This is a genomic window from Mycobacterium sp. (assembly GCF_035633495.1).
Lineage (GTDB): Bacteria > Actinomycetota > Actinomycetes > Mycobacteriales > Mycobacteriaceae > Mycobacterium.
The window spans coordinates 1-21,800 of sequence record NZ_DASQEU010000098.1; the positions used below are offsets into that span (position 1 = coordinate 1).

General features: G+C 68.5%; 15 protein-coding genes and 1 tRNA gene. 6 read left to right on the top strand and 10 right to left on the bottom strand.

Translation table 11 applies throughout. From position 1 onward, the window contains the following. Nucleotides 1-232: 232 nt before the first annotated feature. The 3 genes from VET27_RS14790 to VET27_RS14800 form a co-directional block, all read right to left on the bottom strand. Nucleotides 233-306 (bottom strand) — tRNA-Met (locus VET27_RS14790). A 562-nt stretch (nt 307-868) separates the two neighbouring features. Further along, the gene (locus tag VET27_RS14795; protein WP_526519347.1) at nt 869-3,883 is read right to left on the bottom strand and encodes a UPF0182 family membrane protein; all 3,015 of its coding nucleotides are present in this window, start codon (nt 3,881-3,883) and stop codon (nt 869-871) included. Nucleotides 3,884-3,958: 75 nt separating this feature from the next. After that, nucleotides 3,959-4,990, bottom strand: coding sequence for a YlbL family protein (locus VET27_RS14800; RefSeq protein ID WP_526519520.1), 1,032 nt, complete (start codon nt 4,988-4,990; stop codon nt 3,959-3,961). A 92-nt stretch (nt 4,991-5,082) separates the two neighbouring features. On the opposite strand from VET27_RS14800, the gene VET27_RS14805 reads away from it, so the two are divergent. The 3 genes from VET27_RS14805 (at nt 5,083) to VET27_RS14815 (ending at nt 8,742) form a co-directional block, all read left to right on the top strand. Continuing rightward, nucleotides 5,083-6,423 (top strand): zinc-dependent metalloprotease, encoded by a 1,341-nt coding sequence (locus VET27_RS14805; RefSeq protein ID WP_526519349.1) that lies wholly within the window; start codon nt 5,083-5,085, stop codon nt 6,421-6,423. Between the two features lie 69 nt (nt 6,424-6,492). Further along, nucleotides 6,493-7,335: a TOMM precursor leader peptide-binding protein gene (locus tag VET27_RS14810; protein ID WP_526519351.1), complete on the top strand. Its 843-nt coding sequence runs from the start codon at nt 6,493-6,495 to the stop codon at nt 7,333-7,335. Nucleotides 7,336-7,398: 63 nt separating this feature from the next. After that, nucleotides 7,399-8,742: a macrolide-binding ATPase MABP-1 gene (locus VET27_RS14815; protein ID WP_526519353.1), complete on the top strand. Its 1,344-nt coding sequence runs from the start codon at nt 7,399-7,401 to the stop codon at nt 8,740-8,742. Between the two features lie 37 nt (nt 8,743-8,779). Here the strand turns inward: VET27_RS14815 and VET27_RS14820 are convergent, their stop codons facing one another. From VET27_RS14820 to VET27_RS14830, 3 genes are all read right to left on the bottom strand, one after another. Beyond that, nucleotides 8,780-9,061, bottom strand: a complete 282-nt coding sequence (locus VET27_RS14820; protein WP_526519355.1) for a WhiB family transcriptional regulator — start codon at nt 9,059-9,061, stop codon at nt 8,780-8,782. A 144-nt stretch (nt 9,062-9,205) separates the two neighbouring features. Continuing rightward, nucleotides 9,206-9,394, bottom strand: a complete 189-nt coding sequence (locus VET27_RS14825) for a hypothetical protein (RefSeq protein ID WP_526519357.1) — start codon at nt 9,392-9,394, stop codon at nt 9,206-9,208. 134 nt (nt 9,395-9,528) lie between these two features. Next, on the bottom strand, nt 9,529-11,661 hold the full coding sequence (locus tag VET27_RS14830; protein WP_526519359.1) for a UvrD-helicase domain-containing protein: 2,133 nt from the start codon (nt 11,659-11,661) through the stop codon (nt 9,529-9,531). 107 nt (nt 11,662-11,768) lie between these two features. Between VET27_RS14830 and VET27_RS14835 the strand changes: the two genes are divergently transcribed. After that, complete coding sequence (locus VET27_RS14835) at nt 11,769-12,020, top strand: mycoredoxin (protein ID WP_526519361.1); 252 nt, start codon at nt 11,769-11,771, stop codon at nt 12,018-12,020. A 1-nt stretch (nt 12,021) separates the two neighbouring features. On the opposite strand, the gene nudC is transcribed toward VET27_RS14835, so the two are convergent. Together nudC and VET27_RS14845 are read right to left on the bottom strand one after the other, a co-directional pair. Further along, nucleotides 12,022-12,933 carry an NAD(+) diphosphatase gene (nudC, locus tag VET27_RS14840; protein ID WP_526519522.1) on the bottom strand — a complete coding sequence of 304 codons (912 nt, stop codon included), beginning with the start codon at nt 12,931-12,933 and terminating at the stop codon, nt 12,022-12,024. 95 nt (nt 12,934-13,028) lie between these two features. Next, nucleotides 13,029-14,096, bottom strand: coding sequence for a potassium channel family protein (locus VET27_RS14845; RefSeq protein ID WP_526519525.1), 1,068 nt, complete (start codon nt 14,094-14,096; stop codon nt 13,029-13,031). A gap of 72 nt (nt 14,097-14,168) precedes the next feature. Between VET27_RS14845 and VET27_RS14850 the strand changes: the two genes are divergently transcribed. After that, the gene (locus tag VET27_RS14850; protein ID WP_526519363.1) at nt 14,169-14,570 is read left to right on the top strand and encodes a DoxX-related protein; all 402 of its coding nucleotides are present in this window, start codon (nt 14,169-14,171) and stop codon (nt 14,568-14,570) included. On the opposite strand, the gene VET27_RS14855 is transcribed toward VET27_RS14850, so the two are convergent. After that, nucleotides 14,567-17,824, bottom strand: a complete 3,258-nt coding sequence (locus VET27_RS14855) for an ATP-dependent helicase (protein WP_526519365.1) — start codon at nt 17,822-17,824, stop codon at nt 14,567-14,569. The two genes, VET27_RS14850 and VET27_RS14855, sit on opposite strands and share 4 nt — an antisense overlap. After that, nucleotides 17,821-20,952: an ATP-dependent helicase gene (locus tag VET27_RS14860; protein WP_526519367.1), complete on the bottom strand. Its 3,132-nt coding sequence runs from the start codon at nt 20,950-20,952 to the stop codon at nt 17,821-17,823. Before VET27_RS14860 ends, VET27_RS14855 begins: the two co-directional genes overlap by 4 nt. Nucleotides 20,953-21,015: 63 nt before the next feature. On the opposite strand from VET27_RS14860, the gene VET27_RS14865 reads away from it, so the two are divergent. Next, nucleotides 21,016-21,798: an alpha/beta fold hydrolase gene (locus VET27_RS14865; protein ID WP_526519369.1), complete on the top strand. Its 783-nt coding sequence runs from the start codon at nt 21,016-21,018 to the stop codon at nt 21,796-21,798. Nucleotides 21,799-21,800: the final 2 nt, after the last annotated feature.

Consider the following 21,800-nt stretch of genomic DNA (forward strand, 5'->3'; position numbering starts at 1 on the left):
CGCGCACCCGGCTACACCAAAATGGGCTTTCCCGACCCCAGAACACGGGTCCGGTAAGCGTCGCTGGCCAGGACGACTGGGGCAGATGACCCAGCGAGCACAGGGTCCATCGCTGTCTTTGACGGCTTATGAACGACAGACGCAGCCGCAGCTCGTTCACAACGTTCACAAATGAAAACGGCCGCCAGCTGATGCTGGCGGCCGTTTGGCCTGGTCAGGGCCACTATATTAGTAGCGGGGACAGGATTCGAACCTGCGACCTCTGGGTTATGAGCCCAGCGAGCTACCGAGCTGCTCCACCCCGCGACGGGTAAACGAAAGGTTACCGAAGGCGTTGGTGGATCCCAAATCGCGTGCTCAGCGCATCGCTGCGGCCGGATCGTAGCGCCTTGTGTACCAGCGCCCAGGCCTGCCGGGCCGGTCTTTGCCGCGAAATTCGGCATCGCCCTCCCGTCGAGCACGGCGCGACCGCGCCGAACAACTGCGCAGCCTGCTCCGCCGCGGCATCACCAGTCGGTGAAGCCAGCACCCCGATGACAGACAGCGCGTAGGCCGCGTTGCGTCGGCAGAACGCGCTGCGTCGACCGTCTCGGCGGTCATCTCTCGCAGCAGCGCGTGATTCTCATAGCGGCATCGGGTCCACCGGATCGGCGTGTGCCGCACCGATCGCGGTGTACGGCGCCACCCTCACGGCATCGATCTGCGACGGTGCGACGTCGCAGCACCGGGACCGTCATCCGCTCGCCAGCGACACGGGAATGCCCGGCAGCGGCGGCTCAATGCGGATCGACGTATTGACGTAATCGGGGCGATCGGCCGTCCACCGCCGACGCCCCTCCGGTGCGAGGGACTCGACGGGCTGATTGGTCTACTTCGTCTCCCGATACTTGTTCATCGCGTCGTCCAGATTCTGCAGCGCCTGTCCGTACTCGGCGAAGTTGCCGCCCTGCTGCGCCTGCTGCATGGCATCCAGCGCGGTCTGAACCTGTTGTAGCGCAGCGGCTTTCGCAGAGGTCAGCTGAGTCGTCGTTCCACCGGGAACCGCCCCCACGGGGACGGGCACCTCGGGGGCGCGGCCCTGCGAGTTCGGCGGCGGCGTGGCCTGGGGTTGGCCCGGCGTCGGATTCGCCGCCGGCGCTTGCTGACCGTTTGGCAGATCCGTGGGTGCCGGGCCCGTCGCAGTCGCACCCGCACCGGCGCCGAACAACTCGTCCAGCGCATCACTGACGGTGGGGCCGTAGCCGACCTTGTCGTTGTAGAGCATCGCCACCCGGATGAGGCGAGGGTAGGACGACGCCGCGTCGCTGGCCCCCGGAGATGCGTACACCGGCGCCACGTACAGCAGGCCGCCTTGGGCCACCGGCAGTGTCAACAAATTGCCCCAGCGGATGCGGTTCTGGTTGTCGCGTCCGATGACGCCGAGGTCCTGGCTGACCGCGGTGTCGGTACTGATCGCGTTGAAGGCGAGCTTGGGCCCGTTGACCTGTCCGGGAATGGTCAACACGGTGATCTTGCCGTACGTGGCCGGATCCGAACTCGCGCTGATGTAGGCGGCCAGGAAGTCGCGCCGGAACCTGTTCATCGCGGTGGTCAGCTGGAACGAAGCCGAATTGTCGTTGGACGCGATGTCCTTCGCCACGATGTAGTACGGCGGTTGGAAGCTACTGGCGGTCGGGTTCGGGTCCAGCGGCACGTCCCAGAAGTCCGACGTCGAGAAGAACGTCACCGGATCGTCGACGTGGTACTTGGCCAGCAAGGCGCGCTGCACCTTGAACAGGTCCTCGGGGTAGCGCAGGTGCTCCTGCAGCTCCGGGCTGATGTCGCTCTTCGGCATGACCGTGCCGGGGAACACCGACATCCACGCCTTGAGCACCGGGTCGGCCTCATCCTGCGCGTAAAGCGTGACCGTGCCGTCGTAGGCGTCGACGGTGGCCTTCACCGAGTTGCGGATGTAGGACACCTGCTTGTCGAGCGCCAACCGGTTGAGAGCCACCTCGGTCGAGTCGGCGGTCGCCGACGACAGCGAGGTCAGTTCGGAGTACGGGTAGTTGTCGAGTGTCGTGTAGCCGTCGACGATCCATACCATCCGCTTGTTCACGATCGCGGGGTACACGCTGGTGTCCGTGGTGAGCCACGGCGCGACGGCCTCCACGCGTTGCGCCGGGTCTCGGTTGAACAAGATCCTGCTGTTCTCGCCGATCACGTTGGAGAACAGGAAGTTCCGTTCGCCGTACTTCGCCGCGAACACGCTGCGCGCCGCCCAGTTCCCGACCGGGACGCCGCCGGTGCCGCCGTACGTGTAGTTCTTCGTGTCGGTGTTGGTCTCGTAGTCGTACTCGCGGTCGGCGCCGTTCTTGCCGACGATCGCGTAGTCCTCGGCCGTGTTGGCGATAATCGGGCCGTAATAGATCCGCGGCTGATTCAGCGGTGCCGGACCCGGCTGTACGACACTGCCGTTGGCGCCGACGACACTGGCCAGGAACTCGGGGTAGCCACCGTTCTGGTTCGGGTCGTTTGCGACGCCGCGCACCGTATTGGCCGGCGAGGCGATGAAACCGTTGCCGTGCGTATAGACGGTGTGGCGGTTGATCCAGTCCCGCTGGTTCTCGATCAGCCGGTCCGGGTTGAGTTCCCTTGCCGCCACCACGAAGTCACGCAGATTGCCGTCGGCCCCGTTGTAACGGTCGATGGCCAGCTGGTCGGGGAAGGAGTAGAAGTTCTTGCCCTGCTGGAACTGGGTGAACGCGGGGCTGACGATCGTGGGATCGAGAAGACGGATGTTCGACGTCGTCGCCCGGTCGGAGGCCACCTGTTGCGCGGTGGTCTGCGCATCACCGCTGTAGTCGCGGTAGGTGACCGATTGATCGGTGAGCCCGTAGGCCTGTCTGGTCGCGGTGATGCTGCGGGAGATGTACTCGCTCTCCTTCTGCGCGGCATTGGGCTTGACGCTGAACTGCTCGACGATCAACGGCCAACCCGCACCCACGATCATCGAGCTCAGCAGCAGCAGCACCACGCCGATCGCGGGTATCCGCAAGTCGCGGAGGAAGACGGCGGAGAACACCGCGACCGCACAGATCAGGGCGATCGCCAGCAGGATGAGCTTGGCGGGCAGCACCGCGTTGATGTCGGTGTAGCCGGCTCCGGTGAACGGCTTGCCGCCGCGCGTGTGGCTGAGGAGTTCGTACCGGTCCAGCCAGTACGCGAACGCCTTGAGCAACACGAACGTGCCGACCAGCGTCACGAGTTGAATGCGGGCCGAGCGGCTCACCGCACCGGTCCGACCGGACAACCGGATGCCCCCGAACAGGTAGTGGCCCAGCAGGTTTGCCACCAGCGCGAGGAACGTCGCGACGAAGAGGAAGCTCAGCACCAACCGATAGAACGGCAGTTCGAACGCGTAGAAGCCAAGGTCCATGCCGAACTGCGGGTCCGCGACGCCGAATTCGCCGCCGTGCAAGAACAGCTGCACCTGGGTCCAGTAGGTCTGCCCGACGATGCCTGCGAGCAGGCCGATGAACAACGGAACGCCGATGCCGAACAGCCGCAGCCGGGCCATCACCGCGGTGCGGTAGCGCGCGACGGGATCGTTGGGCCCCGCGGTCGGGACGAACACCGGACGGTTTCGGTAGGCCAGCGCCAGACCGGCGAACACCACGCCGCCGATCAGCAGCGCCGCCACCAGGAACACGACCAGTCGGGTGACCAGCGTCGTGGTGAACACCGACCGGTATCCGAGCTCGCCAAACCACAGCCAGTCGACGTAGGTGTCGATCAGTCGAGGGCCGATCATCAGCAGCACGACGACCGCCAATGCCATCCCGATCAAAATCCGGCTACGTCGAGTCAGCTTCGGCATTCGTGCCGCGGGCCGCATCCCCACTCGTCAACTCCAGTCTCGGTGCCACGCCGCGATTCGACGTGCCATAACTCTACGCATCCGCCGCGAAGGGACTTCTCAGCAATGGGGAGGTTCACCACCGGCGGAATAGGTCTTCAGCGCGTCGACGGCGCCGGTGAGGTTCTCGACCCTGATCAACTGCAGAGCATCGTCGTGGGCGGACACGGCCTCGTCGCAGTTCTCGGCAGGGACCATGAACACCGTCGCTCCGGCTTCCTCCGCGGCGTATATCTTGTGAGTGATGCCGCCGATGGGGCCGACCTTGCCATCGCCGGTGATCGTCCCGGTACCCGCCACGAACTTCCCGCCGTTGATGTCGCCCGTCGTGAGCTTGTCCACGACCGCGAGGCTGAACATCAAGCCCGCAGACGGTCCGCCGATGTTGGCGAGGTTGAAGTCGATCGTGAACGGCGCCCACGGCGCGTCGAGCACCCCGACCCCGAGGAACCCGTAGTCGCGGTCGGGGTTCTTGCCCAGGGTGATCTTGGTCGTGCCGAGCGAACCATCCTTGCGGCGGTAGTCGATCACCAGTTGGTCACCGGGCTTGGTGGCCTTGAGGATGCCCGTGAACTCGTCGAGGTTGGCCACCGGCTTGTCGTTGACCAGGTCAATCGCGTCGCCGCCCTCGAGCTTGCCTGCCGACGGCCCCGGGTCCGTGACGTTCTGGACCGTGACGGCCTCGGGGTACTTCAGGTATCCCAACGCCGCGTACTCCGCGCTGTCCTCGGACTGCTTGAAGTCGCCCGCGTTCTCCTTGTCGATGTCGTCCCTCGACTTGTCCGGTGGGTACACCAGGTCGCGGGGGACGAGCTGTTCGTTGCCCGACATCCACAGCCGCAGCGCCTGGCCCAGCGTCAGGCCGTCGCTTTGACTGACCGTCGTCATGTTGAGGTTGCCCGACGTGGGTTGCACCTCCGTGCCCTGGATGTCGACGACCTGTTTTCCGTCGACGTCGCCAAGCGTGTTGAACGTCGGACCGGGACCGAGACCGACGAACGGCACCGTCGCCACGGACAGCAGCAGACCGAAGGCGAGGATCGGCACCAGTGCCACCACCAGCGTCAAGACACGCCTGTTCGCTCCACCCATCACGCAGCCCACATTAGGGGGCGCGTGTCAGTTCATTCTCGGCGTGACCCACGAACCCGCGCCAACGACGTCGGGTGAGTACCGTGGAAGCCATGTCTGACCTGCCCTTCGGCTTCTCCCCAGGAGACGACCCCGAACGAGACGACCGCAAGAAGGACCCGAACAAGGGGTCGCAACCGGATCCGCTCGGATTCGGCGGCGGCGACTTCGACATGAACAACCTCGGTCAGATCTTCTCCAAGCTCGGCGAGATGTTCAGTGGCGCCGGCACCTCGATGGCGGACGGAACGCAGGCCGGACCCGTCAACTACGACCTGGCGCGCCAGCTGGCGTCCAGGTCGATCGGGTTCGTCAAACCGGTGCCCGAGCAGACCAGCGCGGCGGTCGGCGACGCGGTGCGACTGGCCGACACGTGGCTCGACGGTGTCACTCCCCTGCCCGCGGGCACCACGACCTCCGTGGCGTGGACACCCAGCGAATGGGTCGACAACACCCTTGCCACCTGGAAGCGGTTGTGCGACCCGGTGGCCGAGCAGATGTCGACGGTCTGGGCGTCGGCCCTGCCCGACGAAGCCAAGGCCATGGCGGGCCCGCTGATGGCGATGATGACCCAGATGGGCGGGATGGCGTTCGGCTCTCAGCTCGGCCAGGCTCTCGGCACGTTGTCGCGAGAAGTGTTGACCTCCACCGACATTGGGCTACCGCTTGGACCCAAGGGGGTGGCTGCGCTCATGCCGGACGCCATCGAGTCCCTGGCGGAGGGCCTGGAGCAGCCGCGCAGCGAGATCATGATGTTCCTGGCGGCCCGGGAAGCCGCCCACCATCGCCTGTTCAGCCATGTGCCGTGGCTGTCGACGCAGCTTCTCAACGCCGTCGAGGCCTTCGCCCGCGGCATGAAGGTCGACATGACCGGCATCGAGGACTTCGCTGCAGGCTTCAATCCCGCTTCGCTCGCCGACCCGTCGGCCATGGAGCAATTGCTCAACCAGGGCATCTTCGAGCCCAAGTCGACGCCCGAACAGATCGCGGCGCTCGAGCGGCTCGAGACGCTGCTGGCCCTCATCGAGGGTTGGGTGCAGACCGTAGTGAGCAACGCCCTCGGCGACCGCATTCCCGGGACGTCGGCACTCAGTGAGACGCTTCGCCGCCGACGCGCCACCGGCGGGCCCGCGGAGCAGACGTTCGCCACACTCGTCGGCCTGGAACTGCGGCCCCGCAAGCTGCGCGAGGCCGCTGTCTTGTGGGAGCGGCTGACCGAAGCGGTCGGCGCGGACGCCCGGGACGGCGTATGGCAGCACCCCGACCTGCTCCCCGGTTCTGACGACCTCGACGAGCCCGCCGGCTTCATCGACCGCATGATGGGCGGCGACAATAGCGGCATCGACCAGGCGATCGCCGACCTCGAGAAGGGCTTCGGGGACGACCCGAAGTAGTTCATCCCCAGCTCCGGGGCCTGTGGATAACTGAGACGCCGCGGCGACATCCCGTGGGAGAGTCGTCGCATGCCCAGCCACACGCTGAACCCGGCGATGCCGGTGCTGGTCAGGCCCGACGGTGTCGTCCAGGTGGGGTGGGACCCGCGGCGCGCGATGCTCGTCGAGCCGCCCGACGGGTTGTCGGCCGCCGCCCTCGCCGATCTACTGCGTGCCATGCAGTCCGGTGTGGCGGCCTCCGAACTGCGGGCGCTGGCCGTGAACCGCGGCATCGTCGACCCCGCCGCGATGGACGATCTGGTGACCTCGCTGGTCGAGGGTGGTCTCGCGACTGCCACGCCTACGCACACCCGGTCGGCATCCATCCGCATTCACGGCCGCGGCCCGTTGTCGGACCTGCTTGCGAGCGCCCTGCGGTGTTCGGGCACGCGGGTCAGGCAGAGCAGGCTCAACCACGCGGGCGTCACTCCGGGAACGGCGGATCTCGTCGTGCTGTCGGACTTCCTCGTCGCCGATCCTCACCTACTGCGGGACCTTCACCAGGCGCGGATACCGCACCTGCCGGTGCGTGTGCGTGACGGCACGGGACTGGTCGGGCCACTGGTGATCCCCGGCGTGACCAGCTGCCTCGGCTGTGCCGACCTGTATCGCAGTGACCGTGACGCGGCATGGCCCGCCGTCGCCGCCCAGTTGCGAGACGCCGTCGGCAGCGCCGACCGCGCCACCATGCTCGGCACCGCCGCCCTGGCGCTGAACCAGGTCGACCGCGTCATCCAGGCCGTCCACGAGTCCGATGACCCGCGCCGTGCCGGCCACCCGCCGCCCACCCTCGACACCACGCTGGAGTTCGACGTCCGCACCGGTTCGACCACGAGCCGGCGGTGGTCGCGCCACCCCCGGTGCGAGTGCTGAGCTCTGCGACAGACCCCGCGTGTGCGCACTCACACCCTGGACGGTCGCCTGTGCGGGTTCGTCGTGGATGATGGTGGAGTGGCAGACATCAAGCGTGGACGAGCGGCCCGTAACGCTAAGCTCGCCAGCTTGCCGGTCGGCATCGCAGGCCGCGCGGCGCTGGGCTTCGGCAAGCGGCTGACCGGACAGTCCAAGGACGAGGTCAACGCCGAGTTGATGGAGAAGGCGGCAAACCAGCTCTTCACCGTCCTCGGCGAACTCAAGGGCGGCGCGATGAAGGTCGGTCAGGCGCTGTCGGTGATGGAGGCCGCCGTTCCCGAACAGTTCGGCGAGCCCTACCGCGAGGCACTGACCAAGCTGCAGAAGGACGCCCCGCCGCTGCCCGCGGCCAAGGTGCACCGCGTGCTCGACGCGCAGCTGGGCACCAAGTGGCGGGACAGATTCGCGTCCTTCGATGACGCCCCGATCGCCTCGGCGAGCATCGGCCAGGTGCACAAGGCGGTGTGGTCCGACGGCCGCGAGGTCGCCGTCAAGATCCAGTACCCGGGTGCCGACGAGGCGCTGCGGGCAGACCTGAAGACCATGAAGCGGATGGTGTCGGTGTTCCGGCAGTTCTCCCCCGGCGCCGACGTGCAAGGCGTGGTCGACGAGCTGATCGAACGCACCGAGATGGAGCTCGACTATCGACTGGAGGCGGCGAACCAGCGCGCCTTCGCCAACGGATACCGTGACGATCCGCACTTCGTAGTCCCCGCGATCGTCGCGAGCGCACCGAAGGTCGTGGTCGCGGAGTGGATGGACGGCATCCCCATGGCGCAGATCATCCGCAACGGCACGCCGGAACAACGCGACATCGTGGGAACGCGACTCTTCGAGCTGACCTACGACGCCCCCAAGCGCATCGAGATGATGCACGGTGACGCCCATCCCGGAAACTTCATGCTGCTCCCCGGGGACAAGCTGGGGGTGCTCGACTTCGGCGCCGTGGCGCCGATACCTGGCGGCCTACCGATCGAACTCGGGCTGATGCTGCGCCATGCGCTGGCGAAGGACTACGACAACCTGCTGCCCACCATGGAGAAGGGGGGCTTCATCCAAAAGGGTCAGAAGGGTGAGCAGGTGTCGATGCGCGAAGTCGACGAGATGCTGCGCCAGTACGTCGAACCCGTTCAGGCCGACGAGTTCCATTACACCCGCAAGTGGCTGCAGAAGATGGCCGCCGCCAACATGGACATCTCGGCCGAGGCGATCAGGACGGCCCGCGCGATGGACCTGCCGGTCAAGCTGGCCATCCCGATGCGGGTCATAGCCTCGGTCGTGGCGATCTCGTGTCAGCTCGACGCGCACATCCCGACGAAAGCGCTTGCGCTGGAGCTCATTCCAGGATTCGCCGATGAGGCCGCCTAGCCCCAGCAATACGTGGGGCTAGGCGACCTCGCGCCGGCTATGCCGCTGCCGGGTTTTCAACGGGGTTCTTCCGAGGACGGCCCCTTGGGCGCTTGCGGGCGACGACGGTTCCGCGGTCGATTATTTCGCCACCCCAAACCCCCCACGGCTCTTGGCGTTCCAGCGCCTCGGCGAGGCACTGCCGCCTGATCGGGCAATCCGCACACAGCGTCTTCGCCCGTTCGAGCTCGAGTGGGTTCTCGGCGAACCACAGGTCTGGGTCACCGACGTGACACGGCACCGCCGGAAACGTCCTCTCGCGGCATGTCTGCGGAGACATGTCCGGATCACCTTTCTTCCTGGTCTAAGTCGATCGGCCATCTGTCTTGATGGATCTGCGACCAGGAAATTCGGTTGTCCCGAAAGAGATCTGGCCACGGATCCGCCTGTGTCGGGTCCGTGGCCATGTGGCTTTCGTGGGCTTCTAGATGAAGCCCCGATTCACGGACGCGACGGTCGCGGCGGCGGTGCGTCGCTTGGTCGCCGGAATGGCGTCGCGCGTGGCAGCCGTCGGATGCGCCGCCGAGGCGACGGGACCAGCGACGTGGAGGGTCCACGACGTGACAGCAGCACCGCCAGCGACGGCTACGCCGGAAAACTGATTGGAAATCATGTTGGACCCCTCCCTTCTGCTCGACCGGATTAGACGGTTACGAGGTTAGAGGCTAACACCACAATCGGACAAGCAATTTACTGACCTGCATCTTTGGCACGATATTTGTGAAGCTTGGCGGTTTCAGTGCCGGTTCAGCGCCGCGCCTTGACCAACGCGAGGACGTCGGGCCCGAACTGCTCGAGCTTGCGTGCGCCGATCCCGGGGATGGCGACCAGGGCGGCCTCGTCGGTGGGCAGCGTCTCGGCGATGGCCATCAAGGTGTTGTCGGTGAACACCACGTAGGCGGGCACCTTCATCTCCTTGGAGGTCTCGAGCCGCCACTCCTTGAGCTGGGCCAACAGCTCCTCGTCCAGATCCGATGGGCAAGTCTCGCAGCGACGCAACATGATGGCGGCCGGACTGGACAGCGTGCTGTTGCAGATGCGGCAGCGCTGCGTGGCGCCGCGCTGGCGCCGGGGCTTGCTCGGCCCGTCATCGGCGCTGGCCTGCGGGGCGACGCCGTTGAGGAAGCGCGATGGGCGGCGGCTCTGCCGACCGCCGGGAGTGCGCGCCAACGCCCAACTCAGCGCCAAATGGATACGCGCCCTTGTGATTCCGACGTACAGGAGACGACGCTCCTCCTCCACCTGTTCGCTGTCCGCCCCGCGGGCCAGCGCGTGGGAGATGGGCAGCGTGCCGTCGGCGAGTCCGACGAGGAACACCGCGTCCCACTCCAGACCCTTGGCCGCGTGCAGCGACGCCAGGGTGACGCCCTGCACCACCGGTGGGTGCCGCGCGTCGGCGCGCTGTTTGAGTTCGGTCAGAAGCGCGCGCATGTCGAGCGAGGGCCGCACCGCCACCTCCTCCTCGACGAGCTCGACGAGTGCGACCAACGCCTCCCACCGCTCGCGCGCCCGGACGCCCTGCGGCTCCTCGGCCGTGAGCCCCAGTGGTTCCAGCAGCTCACGGATCACGGCCGGGAGATCCGCCCCCACCGCGTCGATGCGCGTCGACGCCCGCTGCAGCGCGGCCAACGCCTGCCGGACCTCCTGGCGGCTGAAGAAGCCCTCACCGCCACGGACCTGAAACGCCACACCCGCGGCCGTGAGCGCCTCCTCGTACACCTCCGACTGGGCGTTGATGCGGTACAGCACCGCGATCTCCGATGCCGCCGTGCCGGCCTGGATCAGCTTCTTGATGGACTTGGCGACGGCGGTGGCCTCGGCGACCTCGTCGGGATGCTCGTTGAACGTCGGCGCGGGACCGGCGTCGCGCTGACCGATCAGGTGCAGCTTGCTGCCCGCCATGCGGCCACGCGCCATCGCGATCACGCGATTGGCCAGGGACACCACCTGCGGAGTGGATCGGTAGTCGCGTTCCAGCCGCACCACCGACGCCTCCGGGAATCGGCGTGAGAAGTCCAGCAGATGACCGGGGGTGGCGCCGGTGAACGAATAGATGGTCTGGTTCGCGTCACCGACCACGGTCAGATCGTCACGGTCGCCGAGCCAGGCGTTGAGCACCCGCTGCTGCAGCGGGGTCACGTCCTGATACTCGTCGACGACGAAACAGCGGTACCGGTCGCGGAACTCGCTCGCCACCGCGGCGTCATCCTCGATGGCGGCGGCGGTGTGCAGCAACAGGTCGTCGAAGTCCAGCAGGGTGGTGCCGTCGCGACGGGCCTTCATGGCCTCGTAGCCGGCGTAGACGGTCGCGATCTTGGCGGCGTCCAGCGGAATGTCGCGACCGGCCTCGGCGACCGCCGCCGCATAACCCTCCGGACTGATCAGCGACGACTTCGCCCACTCGATCTCACCGGCGAGATCGCGCACGTCGTCGGTGCTGGCCTGGATCGAGGCCCGGTTCGCGGCCTGCGCGACGACGCCGAACTTGCTGTCGAGGAGCTCCCACCCGGTATCACCGACCACCCGCGGCCAGAAGTACTGCAGCTGCCGTCGGGCCGCGGCGTGGAACGTCATCGCCTGCACGGCCCCGGTGCCGACGCCGTCGGCGCCCAGCTCGTCGAGTGACCGCAACCTGCCGCGCATCTCCCCCGCGGCCCGCGACGTGAACGTCACCGCCAACACCTGACCGGGCGCGACGTGACCGGCAGCCACCAGATAGGCGATCCGCCGGGTGATGGTGCGCGTCTTTCCGGTCCCCGCGCCCGCCAGCACGCACACCGGCCCGCGCGGCGCCTGGACCGCTTCGCGCTGCTCGTCGTCGAGGTCGCCGAGGAGTCGACTGAGCAGTGGGGAGGCGGCCGCGGGAGCCTGGGACGGCATGGCGTCCATCTTGGCAGGGCGCGGGGACAAAGGTTGATCGACGCCCCGGTTGGCTACCGCTCCCGGGTTGGCGCAATATCCGCCGGATCCGATACGTTGACACCGCTATGACAGGTAACAATGCCCATCTGACCATGTACTCCACGTCGTGGTGCGGCTACTGCGCACGGCTCAAGACCGCGCTGAAGTCCGCAGGCATCGGCTACACCGAGATCGACATCGAGGCCGACCCCGGTGCCGCTGAGTTCGTCGGCTCCGTCAACGGCGGCAACCACGTCGTCCCGACCGTGAAGTTCGCCGACGGCTCGACGCTGACCAACCCGAGCCTGAAGGCCGTCCAGGCCAAGTTCGCCGCCTGACTCAGTCGGCGAACGCCCAGGACTCGATGATCTCCCTGGCGATCGAGATCGACCCCGGCAGCAGCAGCCGCGACGGCGAGTCACTGCTCCAATCCCCGTCGGCCAACGCGGTGCGCACTTCGACGCGGGTGAACCACGCCGCCTCGGCGATCTCGCCGTCGCTGAAGAAGAACTCCTGCTCCGGATCACCGATCGCGTGGAAGCCGACCATCAGCGAGCGCGGGAACGGCCACGGCTGACTCCCGAGGTACGTCACGTCGCGGACACTGAGCCCGATCTCCTCGGCGACCTCGCGCACGACACAGGATTCGAACGATTCACCGGCCTCGACGAATCCTGCGATGAGCGAGAAGAGCCGTTCGGGCCACACCGTTTGACGCGCGAGCACCGCACGGTCGTGGCGATCGTGGATCAGGCAGATGACCGCGGGGTCGAGGCGGGGGAACTCCTCGTGTCCGTTGACCGGATTGATCCGGGACCATCCCGACTTGTGGATCTTGGTGGGCGAGCCGTCGACTGAGCTGAAACGCGCCAGGTCGTGCCAATTCAGCAGCGCGGTGGCGGTCGCGACGAGTTGAGCGCTGACATCGTCGAAGATCGCACCCGCGCGTCGCAGGTCGAGAACCTCCGATTCGGCGTGCGGATCCTCGGGGCCATCCAGCGCACCGCGGACCGCCCACACGTGCCTGCCGTCCTGCATCCGGCCAAGGAACACCGCGTGTTCGTCCGGCTTCGCGGAGTGCTTCAGCGCCTTGCCGAGGACCACCTGACCGCCGGAGATGAGTACCTGGTTGCGCCGATCGACCTTCAGCAGCAGGGCATCGCTCCACCCGGCCACCGCGGCGTCGACGTCGGTGCGCAGTTCATCGGCGCGGTCGGCACCCACGCGCGACAGCAGGGGGACGTTGCGCAAGTTGAACGCGCTGGGAGTGGTGGTGACATCCCCCGAGTCGCTTCGCTCCTGCCCGCCGGTGACATCCCCCGAGTCGCTTCGCTCCTGCCCGCCGGTCAACGCTCGGCGTCCGCGTTGCGGATGTACAGCAGTCGGTCGCCGAGCTCCATGGCGTCGGCCTCCGGTGCGTCCACCCGCACGAGATTCCCCTCGCGCACCACCCCGAGCACGATGTCGGGCAGGTGGCGCGCGGAACCTCCCACCTCCTTGGCGGTCACGTCGCGCTCGGCGATGGCGAACCCGGCGTCCGGTGTGAGGAGATCCTCGATGAGTTCCACGACCGTCGGTGTGTTGGCCGCCATCCCGAGCAGCCGACCCGCGGTCTCCGAGGACACCACGACCGAATCCGCACCCGACTGCAGGAGCAGATGCTGGTTCTCGGATTCCCGGATCGACGCGATGATCTTCGCCTTGGGCGCGAGCTCTCGTGCAGTCAGCGTCACGAGCACGGCGGTCGGATCGCTGTTGGTGGCGACGACGATCGCCTTGGCGTGCTGCGCGCCTGCGAGCCGCAGCACGTCGGCCCGGTTCGCGTCCCCGTACACCGTCACCAGCCCCGCCTTGTCCGCGCGGTCCAGCGCGGCTCTGTCGGTATCGACGATGACGATCTCGCCGCTCTTGGCGCCGTCACCGATCATGGCCGAGACGGCCGTCTTGCCCTTGGTGCCGTAGCCGATGACGACGATGTGGTCGCGCACTCTTCTCCTCCATTGCTGAATCTTGAGGGTCTGACGCGAGGCCTCCGTCAGGGTTTCCACCGTCGTACCGATCAACACGATCAGGAAGGCGACCCGCAGCGGCGTGATTACCAGCACGTTGATCAACCGCGCCGTTGGGGTGACCGGGGTGATGTCGCCGTAGCCCGTCGTCGACAACGAGACGGTCGCGTAGTACAGACAGTCGAGGAACGACAGGGGGTCGTCCGGGTTCGGCGCGCTGTCGATGTCGCGATAGCCGTCGCGGTCCAGGTAGACGATCAGAACGGCGGCGAACAACGCCGTCAGCGCGTAGAGCACGCGCATCCCGATCTTGCGCGCCGGGCTGACCGGCGTCTCCGGGATCCGTAGCGTCCCGACCAACGCGTGGTCGGGCTGGGTCGTCAGCGTCTGATCGAGCGCCTCCATCCGGCGATGCAATCTACCCTTGGCCACGAAGGCCCATCATCCGCCCAACTCGCCGCACAGCACAATGTAACCATGACCCCCCTCACGCCAGCATCCGACAAGGCTTCCAGCCGGGCCACGGCGCAGCGGATGGGGGCCATGCTCGTCGGCATGGGCGTGCTCCACTTCGTCGCTCCCAAGCCGTTCGACACGATCGTCCCGGCTGAGCTGCCCGGCAGCGCACGGTTCTACACGCTGGCCTCCGGCGTCGCCGAGGCTGCGACGGGCGCGATGCTGCTGGCTCCACGCACCCGCCGCGTCGGCGCGCTCGCGGCCGTCGCGCTCTACGTCGGGGTCTTTCCGGCGAACATCAACTCGGTTCGGGTGCTGTGGAACAAGGGCTGGCCAGCGCGCATCGGCACGATCGCCCGGCTGCCGCTGCAGATCCCGATGATCACCCAGGCGCTCAAGGTGTACCGCAACACACCTCGCTAAGCGGCGTCGAGCAGCCGGGCCAGCTCGACGGCGCCGGGCAGACCGTCGGGTTCCACGGTCCGGCCGCTGCGCACGTAGTGGAATGCCGCGCGCACCGAGTCTGGCGACACGTTCGCCGTCGCTGCCCAGGCCAGCCGGTAGACCGCGAGCTGAACGGCGTTCTGTTGCAACGCCTCTGCGGTAGCCGGCGGATCACCAGTCTTCCAGTCCACCACGGTGACCCCGCCGTCGTCGTCGGCGAACACCGCGTCGATCCTGCCGCGGACGACCGTGCCGCCGATCATCATGTCGAACGGCACCTCGACGTCGACGGGGCTCCTCGAAGCCCACGACGACACCGCGAACGCCGCCTGCAGTTCGGCGAGTCGCTCAGCCTCGGCCAGTCCGAGCTCGCCGTCGACCGCTCCCGGCAGGTCTTCGAGGTCGAACAACCGCTCGGCGTGGAAGAACCGCTGCACCCAGTCGTGAAAGGCCGTGCCGAGCAGCGCCTGCGGGTCGGGGCGTACCGGCAGACGTCGCTGCAGCCTGCGCAGCGCGCCCTCCGGATCGCGACCGATGTCCACCAACGCACTCACCGAGAGTTGCGGCGGCAGAACGGGTGCCGGCCGCGCGAGCGCCAGCTCACGCTCGGCCAGCAGGGCGTCGACGTCCGCCTCCCACCCCTCGACGTCGCCGTCACCCGTCGCCTTGGAGGGGAGGCCCGCCGCCATGGCCTTCGCGACCAGTTCGGCCCCGCGTTCGACGTGCGCGCGGCCGACACCGGCCGGGTCGGCCGGCCACGATCGTTCGATCACGTCGTCCCGCAACGGGTTGACGTCGCCATCGGCGGGGGCGGGGGCCCAATGATCGACGACACCGCACGGATCCCCAGCGGTCGCAGCCCGGTCGATCACGTCCTTGATCTCGATCAGAAAGTCCGACGGCCCGCGTGGCTTGGACTCGGTGGCACCCCAGTGATGGCCCGACAGCACCAGGGTGTCCTCGGCGCGGGTGAGAGCGACATACAGGAGGCGGCGCTCCTCGTCGGCGCGGCGCTGGTCGAGTGTCTTTCGATGAGCGGCGATCGTGTCGGACAGGGCCTTTCGATCGTTGACGTCGGAGGTGTCGAGCACGGGTACGCCATGTTCGGACACCGAGGCGCGGTCACCCCGCAGCAGCGGCGGCAGGTCCCCGGCGTCGGTGAGCCAGGTCCGTGCGGACCCCGTCGACGGGAACACCCGGCCGCTCAGATGCGGCACGGCGACGACCTGCCATTCCAGGCCCTTGGCGGCGTGGACGGTCAGGATCTGCACGCGGTCCTTCGCCACCGTGAGCTCCGCGGGTGCCAGCCCGTTCTCCACCTCCATCGCGGCGTCGAGGAACGCGAGCAGTCCGGCGACCGATGCCGACGGCCTCGCCGCGAACTCGGCGACGACGTCGGAGAACGCATCGAGGTGTTCGGTGCCACACCATCCAGCTGAAACTGACTGTGCAGAACGAACTTCGGCATCGACGCCCAGCATCCACCGAATCTCACCCACCAGGTCGGGCAGAGGGTGGTGCAATTGGGCTCGCAGCGCCGTCAGCTCACGGCAGAGCGCGACGATCCGGCCGTACCCTGTGGGCGAGTATCGATCCGGACGGCCCGGGTCGCAGATCGCGTCGGCCAGACACGCGCTGTCGGCGTCGGGCCCGGCGGACGCGACGATGTGGGCGGTCGACGACCTGTCGGTGGTGGCCTTCGAGGCGGTGTCGAGTTCCACCGCCCGTCGCCACAGTGCCGTCACGTCGGCGGCACCCAACCGCCAGCGCGGGCCGGTGAGGATGCGCATCGCGGCCGAGCCCGCGGTCGGGTCGGCCGTCAGCCGAAGCATCGCCACGACGTCGGCCACCTCGGGCACCGACAACAGACCCGACAGTCCGACCACCTCGACGGGCACTCCGCGGGCGGTCAGCGCGCAGGCGATCGGCGCAGCGTCCGCGTTGCGGCGCACCAGCACGGCCGCCGTGGGAACATCGGCTCCCGACTCGACGGCTCCGTGGTAGATCCGCGCCAACTGGTCTGCGACCCAATTTCTTTCGACGCTCACGTCGTGCAGGAGGGCGCAACGGATGGTGCCGGGCTGCGCTCCAGGGCGCGGCAGCAGTTCGCGGACCGCCACCGAGCGCCGCCGCGCCTCCGTCGAGATCGCGTTGGCGAGACGCAGGGCGCGCGGCGGATTGCGCCAGCTGGTACGCAGTTCCAGCGTCGGCGCGGGCATGCCGTCCGACAGGCAGAAGTCGGTGGTGAACCGGGGCAGGTTGGTGGCCGAGGCGCCGCGCCAGCCGTAGATCGATTGAATCGGATCACCCACGGCGGTCAGCGCCAGGTCGTCGTCGACGCCGCCCCCGAACAGCGACGAGAGCGCCACCCGCTGCGCGTGGCCGGTGTCCTGGTACTCGTCGAGCAGTACCACCCGATAGCGCTGGCGCAGTTGCTCGCCGACCTGAGGGAACGTCGCGGCGAGCCGGGCCGCCGCCGCCATCTGCATGCCGAAGTCCATGACGTTCTCGGCGCGCATCCGCTCGTGCAGCGCGTCGATCAGCGGCACGAGCTCGGTGCGCTCGGTCTGGGTGGCCAGCAGCTTCAGCAGTGCCTGGCTGGGCCCGGTGTCGCGTTGCCGAGGACCGGCGGGCAGGGCGTGCACCAACCGCTCCAGTTCGACGTGGGTGTTGTGCAACTGGTCGGTGTCGACGAGGTGTTCGGCCAGCTGGCCCGCCAGACGCAGCACCATCGCGGTGACGGTGGCCGGGGACTTCTCGGTGCGCATCTCCTCGGGGTAGCCGCACACCACGCGAAAGGCCAACTGCCACAGTTCGGTTTCACCGATCAACCGGGTCGACGGCTCCACCGGAAGCAGAAGTCCATGCTCGCGCAACAACGTGCCCGCGAACGCGTGATAGGTCCCGATCGACGGGTGCTCGTCGACGTCGGCCCGGTCGCCGGGAACCAGGCCCGCCCCCGAGAGTCGGGCCAACCTGGTGCGCACCCGGCGTAGCAGTTGCCCCGCCGCCTTGCGGGTGAACGTCAGGCCGAGCACCTCGCCGGGGCGGGCATACCCGTTGGCGACGAGCCAGACGACGCGGGCGGCCATCGTCTCGGTCTTGCCCGCCCCCGCACCGGCGACCACCACCAGCGGACCGGGTGGCGCCGCGATCACCGCGGCCTGCTCCTCGGTCGGCGCGAAGAGACCGAGCGCATCGGCCAGCTCAACCGGACTGTAGCGGTCGGTCACGAACGTCCTCCCAACGCGGCCTGGGCGGGACACATCGCCCGCACCGGGCAGTGAGTGCAGCCGTCATTGACGCGGGCCACGAACTCCGGGCCCTTGGTGGCACCGGCGGCCTGCCGGACGCGGTCGAGCCACTCGTCGCGACCGTCGGACGTCATCGGGTTCTGGTCGCGCTCGGTGGCGCCGGCCGCGCCGATCTTGCCGAGGTAGACCAGGCGACCGCCACCGGCCTCGTCGCCCTGCGGCAGAACGCCTTCGGCGATCGCCAGCTGGTACATGGCGAGCTGCGCGTGCCGCTGCGCGTCGTCCTTGCTGACCGGACTCTTGCCGGTCTTGACGTCGACGACGACGAGCCTGCCCTCCGCGTCGCGCTCCAACCTGTCGACCCGTCCGCGGACCCGGACGCCCGGCTGATCGGCACCGCTGGGCGCGACGACTCCGTCGACGTCAACCTCGGTGCCGACCTCGGTGAATTCGCGGCGTGTCTGGGCGCGCCACTCGAGGAACGCCGTCAGCATCATCCGATGGCGATCCAGTTCGTTGGCCGCATGCCACGACGCGTCGAAAGGAAGCCCCGCCCAGACTGATTCGAGCTCCGCCAGCATCTGCCCCTCGGACTTCTGCGCATCGGACACCAGTGCGTGCACGAGCGTGCCGAGCGCGGAGCGCACGTCGCGCCCATCACTGCCCCCGTGGCGTTCGAGCAGCCATCGCAGCGGGCAGTCGGCCAGCGTCTGCAACGTCGACGGGGACAGCGTCACGACGTGCCCGTCGTCCGACCACAGCGGTTGCTCGGTCGACGACGCGGTGGTGGAGTACCACTGCGCCGGCGCAGACCCCGGCACCCCCGCCTCGGCCAACCGGGCCAATTGCCCTGCGGCACAAACGCGCGCCGCATCCTCGACCGCGCCTTCGGGCGCACACACCACCGCGCGCAGCCTGCCGACCACCGCGGACGGCGACAGGACCCGCGGCGCGCGGACCGGCTCGGCGTTCTCGTCGGGGCGCTCGGTCGCCAGTGCCACGAGCTCGTCGCAGAACGGGGAGGGCAGCATGGCGTCGTCGCCTTCGTCGCCGTCGACGGCGGTCACCAGCACGTGGGTGCGCGCCCGGCCGAGCGCGGCGATCAACAGCCTGCGCTCCTCGGCGAGCAACGGCGCCCTGGTGGAGGTCCCGTCGGCGATGCCGTCGAGCACGTCGACGAGCTGCTGAGTGGCGAGCACTCCCCCGCGCGGGACGACGTTGGGCCACAACCCTTCCTGAAGTCCCGCGATGACGACGAAGTCCCACTCGCGACCGAGGGCGGCATGCGCCGAGAGCAGCGCGACCGCCTCACCGGGACGAGCCGATTCGCTGCCCGCCGGGGGGAGCACCATTGCCCGCACGTGATCGACGAACCCGGACACCGACGCCCCCGTGGTGTGGGTGACGTACTGTTCCGCCACGTCGAAGAGGGCCGTCACGCCATCGAGGTCGCGGCCCGCCTGGGCACCGACCGTCCCGGCACGCTCGGCCGCGGCCAGCCAGCGCCGCTGCAAACCGGTGTGATGCCACCCATGCCACAGCGTGAACCGGGGATCCAGTCCGTCGGCCTCACTGCGGCGGGCGGCAGCCAGCACCTTGCGCACGCGTTTCAGCGCCCTGGCCAACTGGTCCGGCACGTCACCGTCGACGGGGCGGTCGGGATCGAGTGCGTCGACGAGCAGGTCGCCGAATTCGCGTGGCGGGCTGCCGCCGTCGCCACGGCGCAGGGTACGGCGCAACTGGCGCAACGACACCGGGTCGACGCGGCCGATCGGACCGGTCAACAGCGAGAGAGCCCGGTCTCCGTCGATGCCCTCGGCGACCACGTCGAGCGCGGTGAGCAGTGCCGCCACCGTCGGTTGCTCCGCGAGTGGACCCGTCGACGCCCGCTGGTCGACGGGTACCCCCGCCGCGGTCAGAGCCCGCGTCAGCGCCGCTCCGGCGCGGGGCACCGACCGCACGATGACCGCCATCTCGGACCACGGCACGCCGTCCACCAGATGGGCGCGCCGCAAGGCGTCGGCGATCACCGAGGATTCGGCGCGCTCGGACGCGGCGATCCGCACCGCCAGCGACCCCGCTCGACCATCGGCTGCGGTCAGATGCCTGGCGTCGTCGACCCCCGGCAGCCGACTCGCGACACCCGTGACGGCGCGCGCGACGGCGGAGGCACAGCGAAGCGATTCGGTGAGGACGATCGCCGGGTGGTCGCCGGCGCTGAGCAGCGCGGGATCGGCGCCGCGATAGCCGAACACCGATTGGTTCGGATCGCCTGCGATCAGCGCCAGTTCGGCTCCGGCCGCCAGCACCCGGACCAACAGCGCGGCCTGGGGGTCGAGGTTCTGCGCGTCGTCGACCAGGAGAAGGCGAATCCTGCCTCGCTCGGCAGCCAGCAGGTCGGGGTCGGCGGCGAAGGCCTCGAGCGCTGCGCCGACGAGCTCCGCTGCCCCGAGGGCGGGGACCGTGGCCTGCGGCGCCGCCATGCCGACGGCGGACCGGAGCAACATCACCTGCTCGTAAACCTGTGCGAACTGGCCTGCCGCCACCCACTCTCCACGACCCGACCGTCGGCCGATGCGTTGCAGGGCAGCGGGTTCCACCCCACGCTCGGTGCAGCGCGCCAACAGATCACGCAGCTCGTTGGCGAACCCGACGGTGCCGAGGGCAGGCAACAGATGCCGAGGCCACCTCACAGAGGCGTTCGCGCCGTCTTCGCGATCGCCCGCCAGCAGCTCACGGATGATGCCGTCCTGCTCGGCGCTGGTGATCAACCGTGGCGGAGGATCACCGTTGCGCTGGGCCGCCAGCCTCAGCACCGCGAACGCGTAGGAATGGATGGTGCGCACCATCGGTTCACGCACCGCCGACGGCCCGTGGTCGCCCAGCAGCGCCGCCGTCACCGAGGCGCGAGCGCGAGCGGTGAGCTTCGCCGAACCGGTCAGCAGCAGAACGGATTCCGGATCGGTCCCGGCGGCGATCCGCTCAGCCGCGGTGTCGACGAGCAGCGTGCTCTTCCCCGTGCCAGGCCCGCCGACCACGCGCACGGTGCCACGCAGACCGGTTTCGGTCAGCACGGTGGGCGACAGTGCGGTGCGTGGTGCGGGCATGAGGACATGTCACCACGGGGGTACGACAAGAACCCTTCGTCCGGTACTGGCAGCATCGACGACGTGAACGACGCCTTGACCGTACGACGCTTCGGCCCGCAGAAGCCGTCGCAGATCCTGTTGATCCACGGCCTCACGGGGCACGGCCAGCGCTGGGAGACCCTTGCGTCGCAGCACCTCCCGGAGTACGCCATCCTGGCACCCGACCTGCTCGGGCACGGCCGGTCGTCGTGGGCCGCCCCGTGGACCATCGACGCCAACGTGGAGGCTCTTGCCGACCTTCTCGCGAAGGAGGCGGCCGCGCCCGCGTGGGTCGTCGGGCACTCCTTCGGAGGTGCCGTCGCGCTGAGCGTCGCGGCGTCCCGACCGGACCTCGTCGCAGGCCTGGTCCTTCTCGACCCCGCGGTGGGCCTCGACGGTGCGTGGATGCTGGAGATCGCCGACGCGATGCTGAGTTCGCCGGACTTCGCCGACCGCGCCGAGGCGCGCGCCGACAAGACGTCGGGCTCGTGGGGTGAGGTCGACGCGGCCGAACTGGAGCGCGAGCTCGACGAGCACCTCGTCGCCTTGCCGAACGGGCGGGTCGGCTGGCGGATCGGCATTCCGGCGATGATGTCGTACTGGAGCGAGCTGGCGCGGCCGATCACGTTGCCCCGCAAGGGAACGCCGACGACGGTCGTGCGGGCCACGAGAACCGATCCGCCGTACGTCTCCGAGGAACTCGTCAGGGCGTTGAGCGCCGAGTTGGGCTCCGACTTCACGTTGGTGGACTTCGACTGCGACCACATGGTGGCGCAGGCCAGACCGGCCGAGACCGCAGCCCTGATCCGCGAGCGGGTGGGCTGAAG

Coding starts and splice junctions, on each gene's coding strand:
- VET27_RS14800 (WP_526519520.1), bottom strand. CDS start 4,990: ATGGGTGGAGCGAACAGGCGTGTCTTGACGCTGGTGGTGGCACTGGTG.
- VET27_RS14805 (WP_526519349.1), top strand. CDS start 5,083: ATGTCTGACCTGCCCTTCGGCTTCTCCCCAGGAGACGACCCCGAACGA.
- VET27_RS14810 (WP_526519351.1), top strand. CDS start 6,493: ATGCCCAGCCACACGCTGAACCCGGCGATGCCGGTGCTGGTCAGGCCC.
- VET27_RS14820 (WP_526519355.1), bottom strand. CDS start 9,061: ATGTCTCCGCAGACATGCCGCGAGAGGACGTTTCCGGCGGTGCCGTGT.
- VET27_RS14825 (WP_526519357.1), bottom strand. CDS start 9,394: ATGATTTCCAATCAGTTTTCCGGCGTAGCCGTCGCTGGCGGTGCTGCT.
- VET27_RS14830 (WP_526519359.1), bottom strand. CDS start 11,661: ATGCCGTCCCAGGCTCCCGCGGCCGCCTCCCCACTGCTCAGTCGACTC.
- VET27_RS14835 (WP_526519361.1), top strand. CDS start 11,769: ATGACAGGTAACAATGCCCATCTGACCATGTACTCCACGTCGTGGTGC.
- VET27_RS14845 (WP_526519525.1), bottom strand. CDS start 14,096: ATGGAGGCGCTCGATCAGACGCTGACGACCCAGCCCGACCACGCGTTG.
- VET27_RS14850 (WP_526519363.1), top strand. CDS start 14,169: ATGACCCCCCTCACGCCAGCATCCGACAAGGCTTCCAGCCGGGCCACG.
- VET27_RS14860 (WP_526519367.1), bottom strand. CDS start 20,952: ATGCCCGCACCACGCACCGCACTGTCGCCCACCGTGCTGACCGAAACC.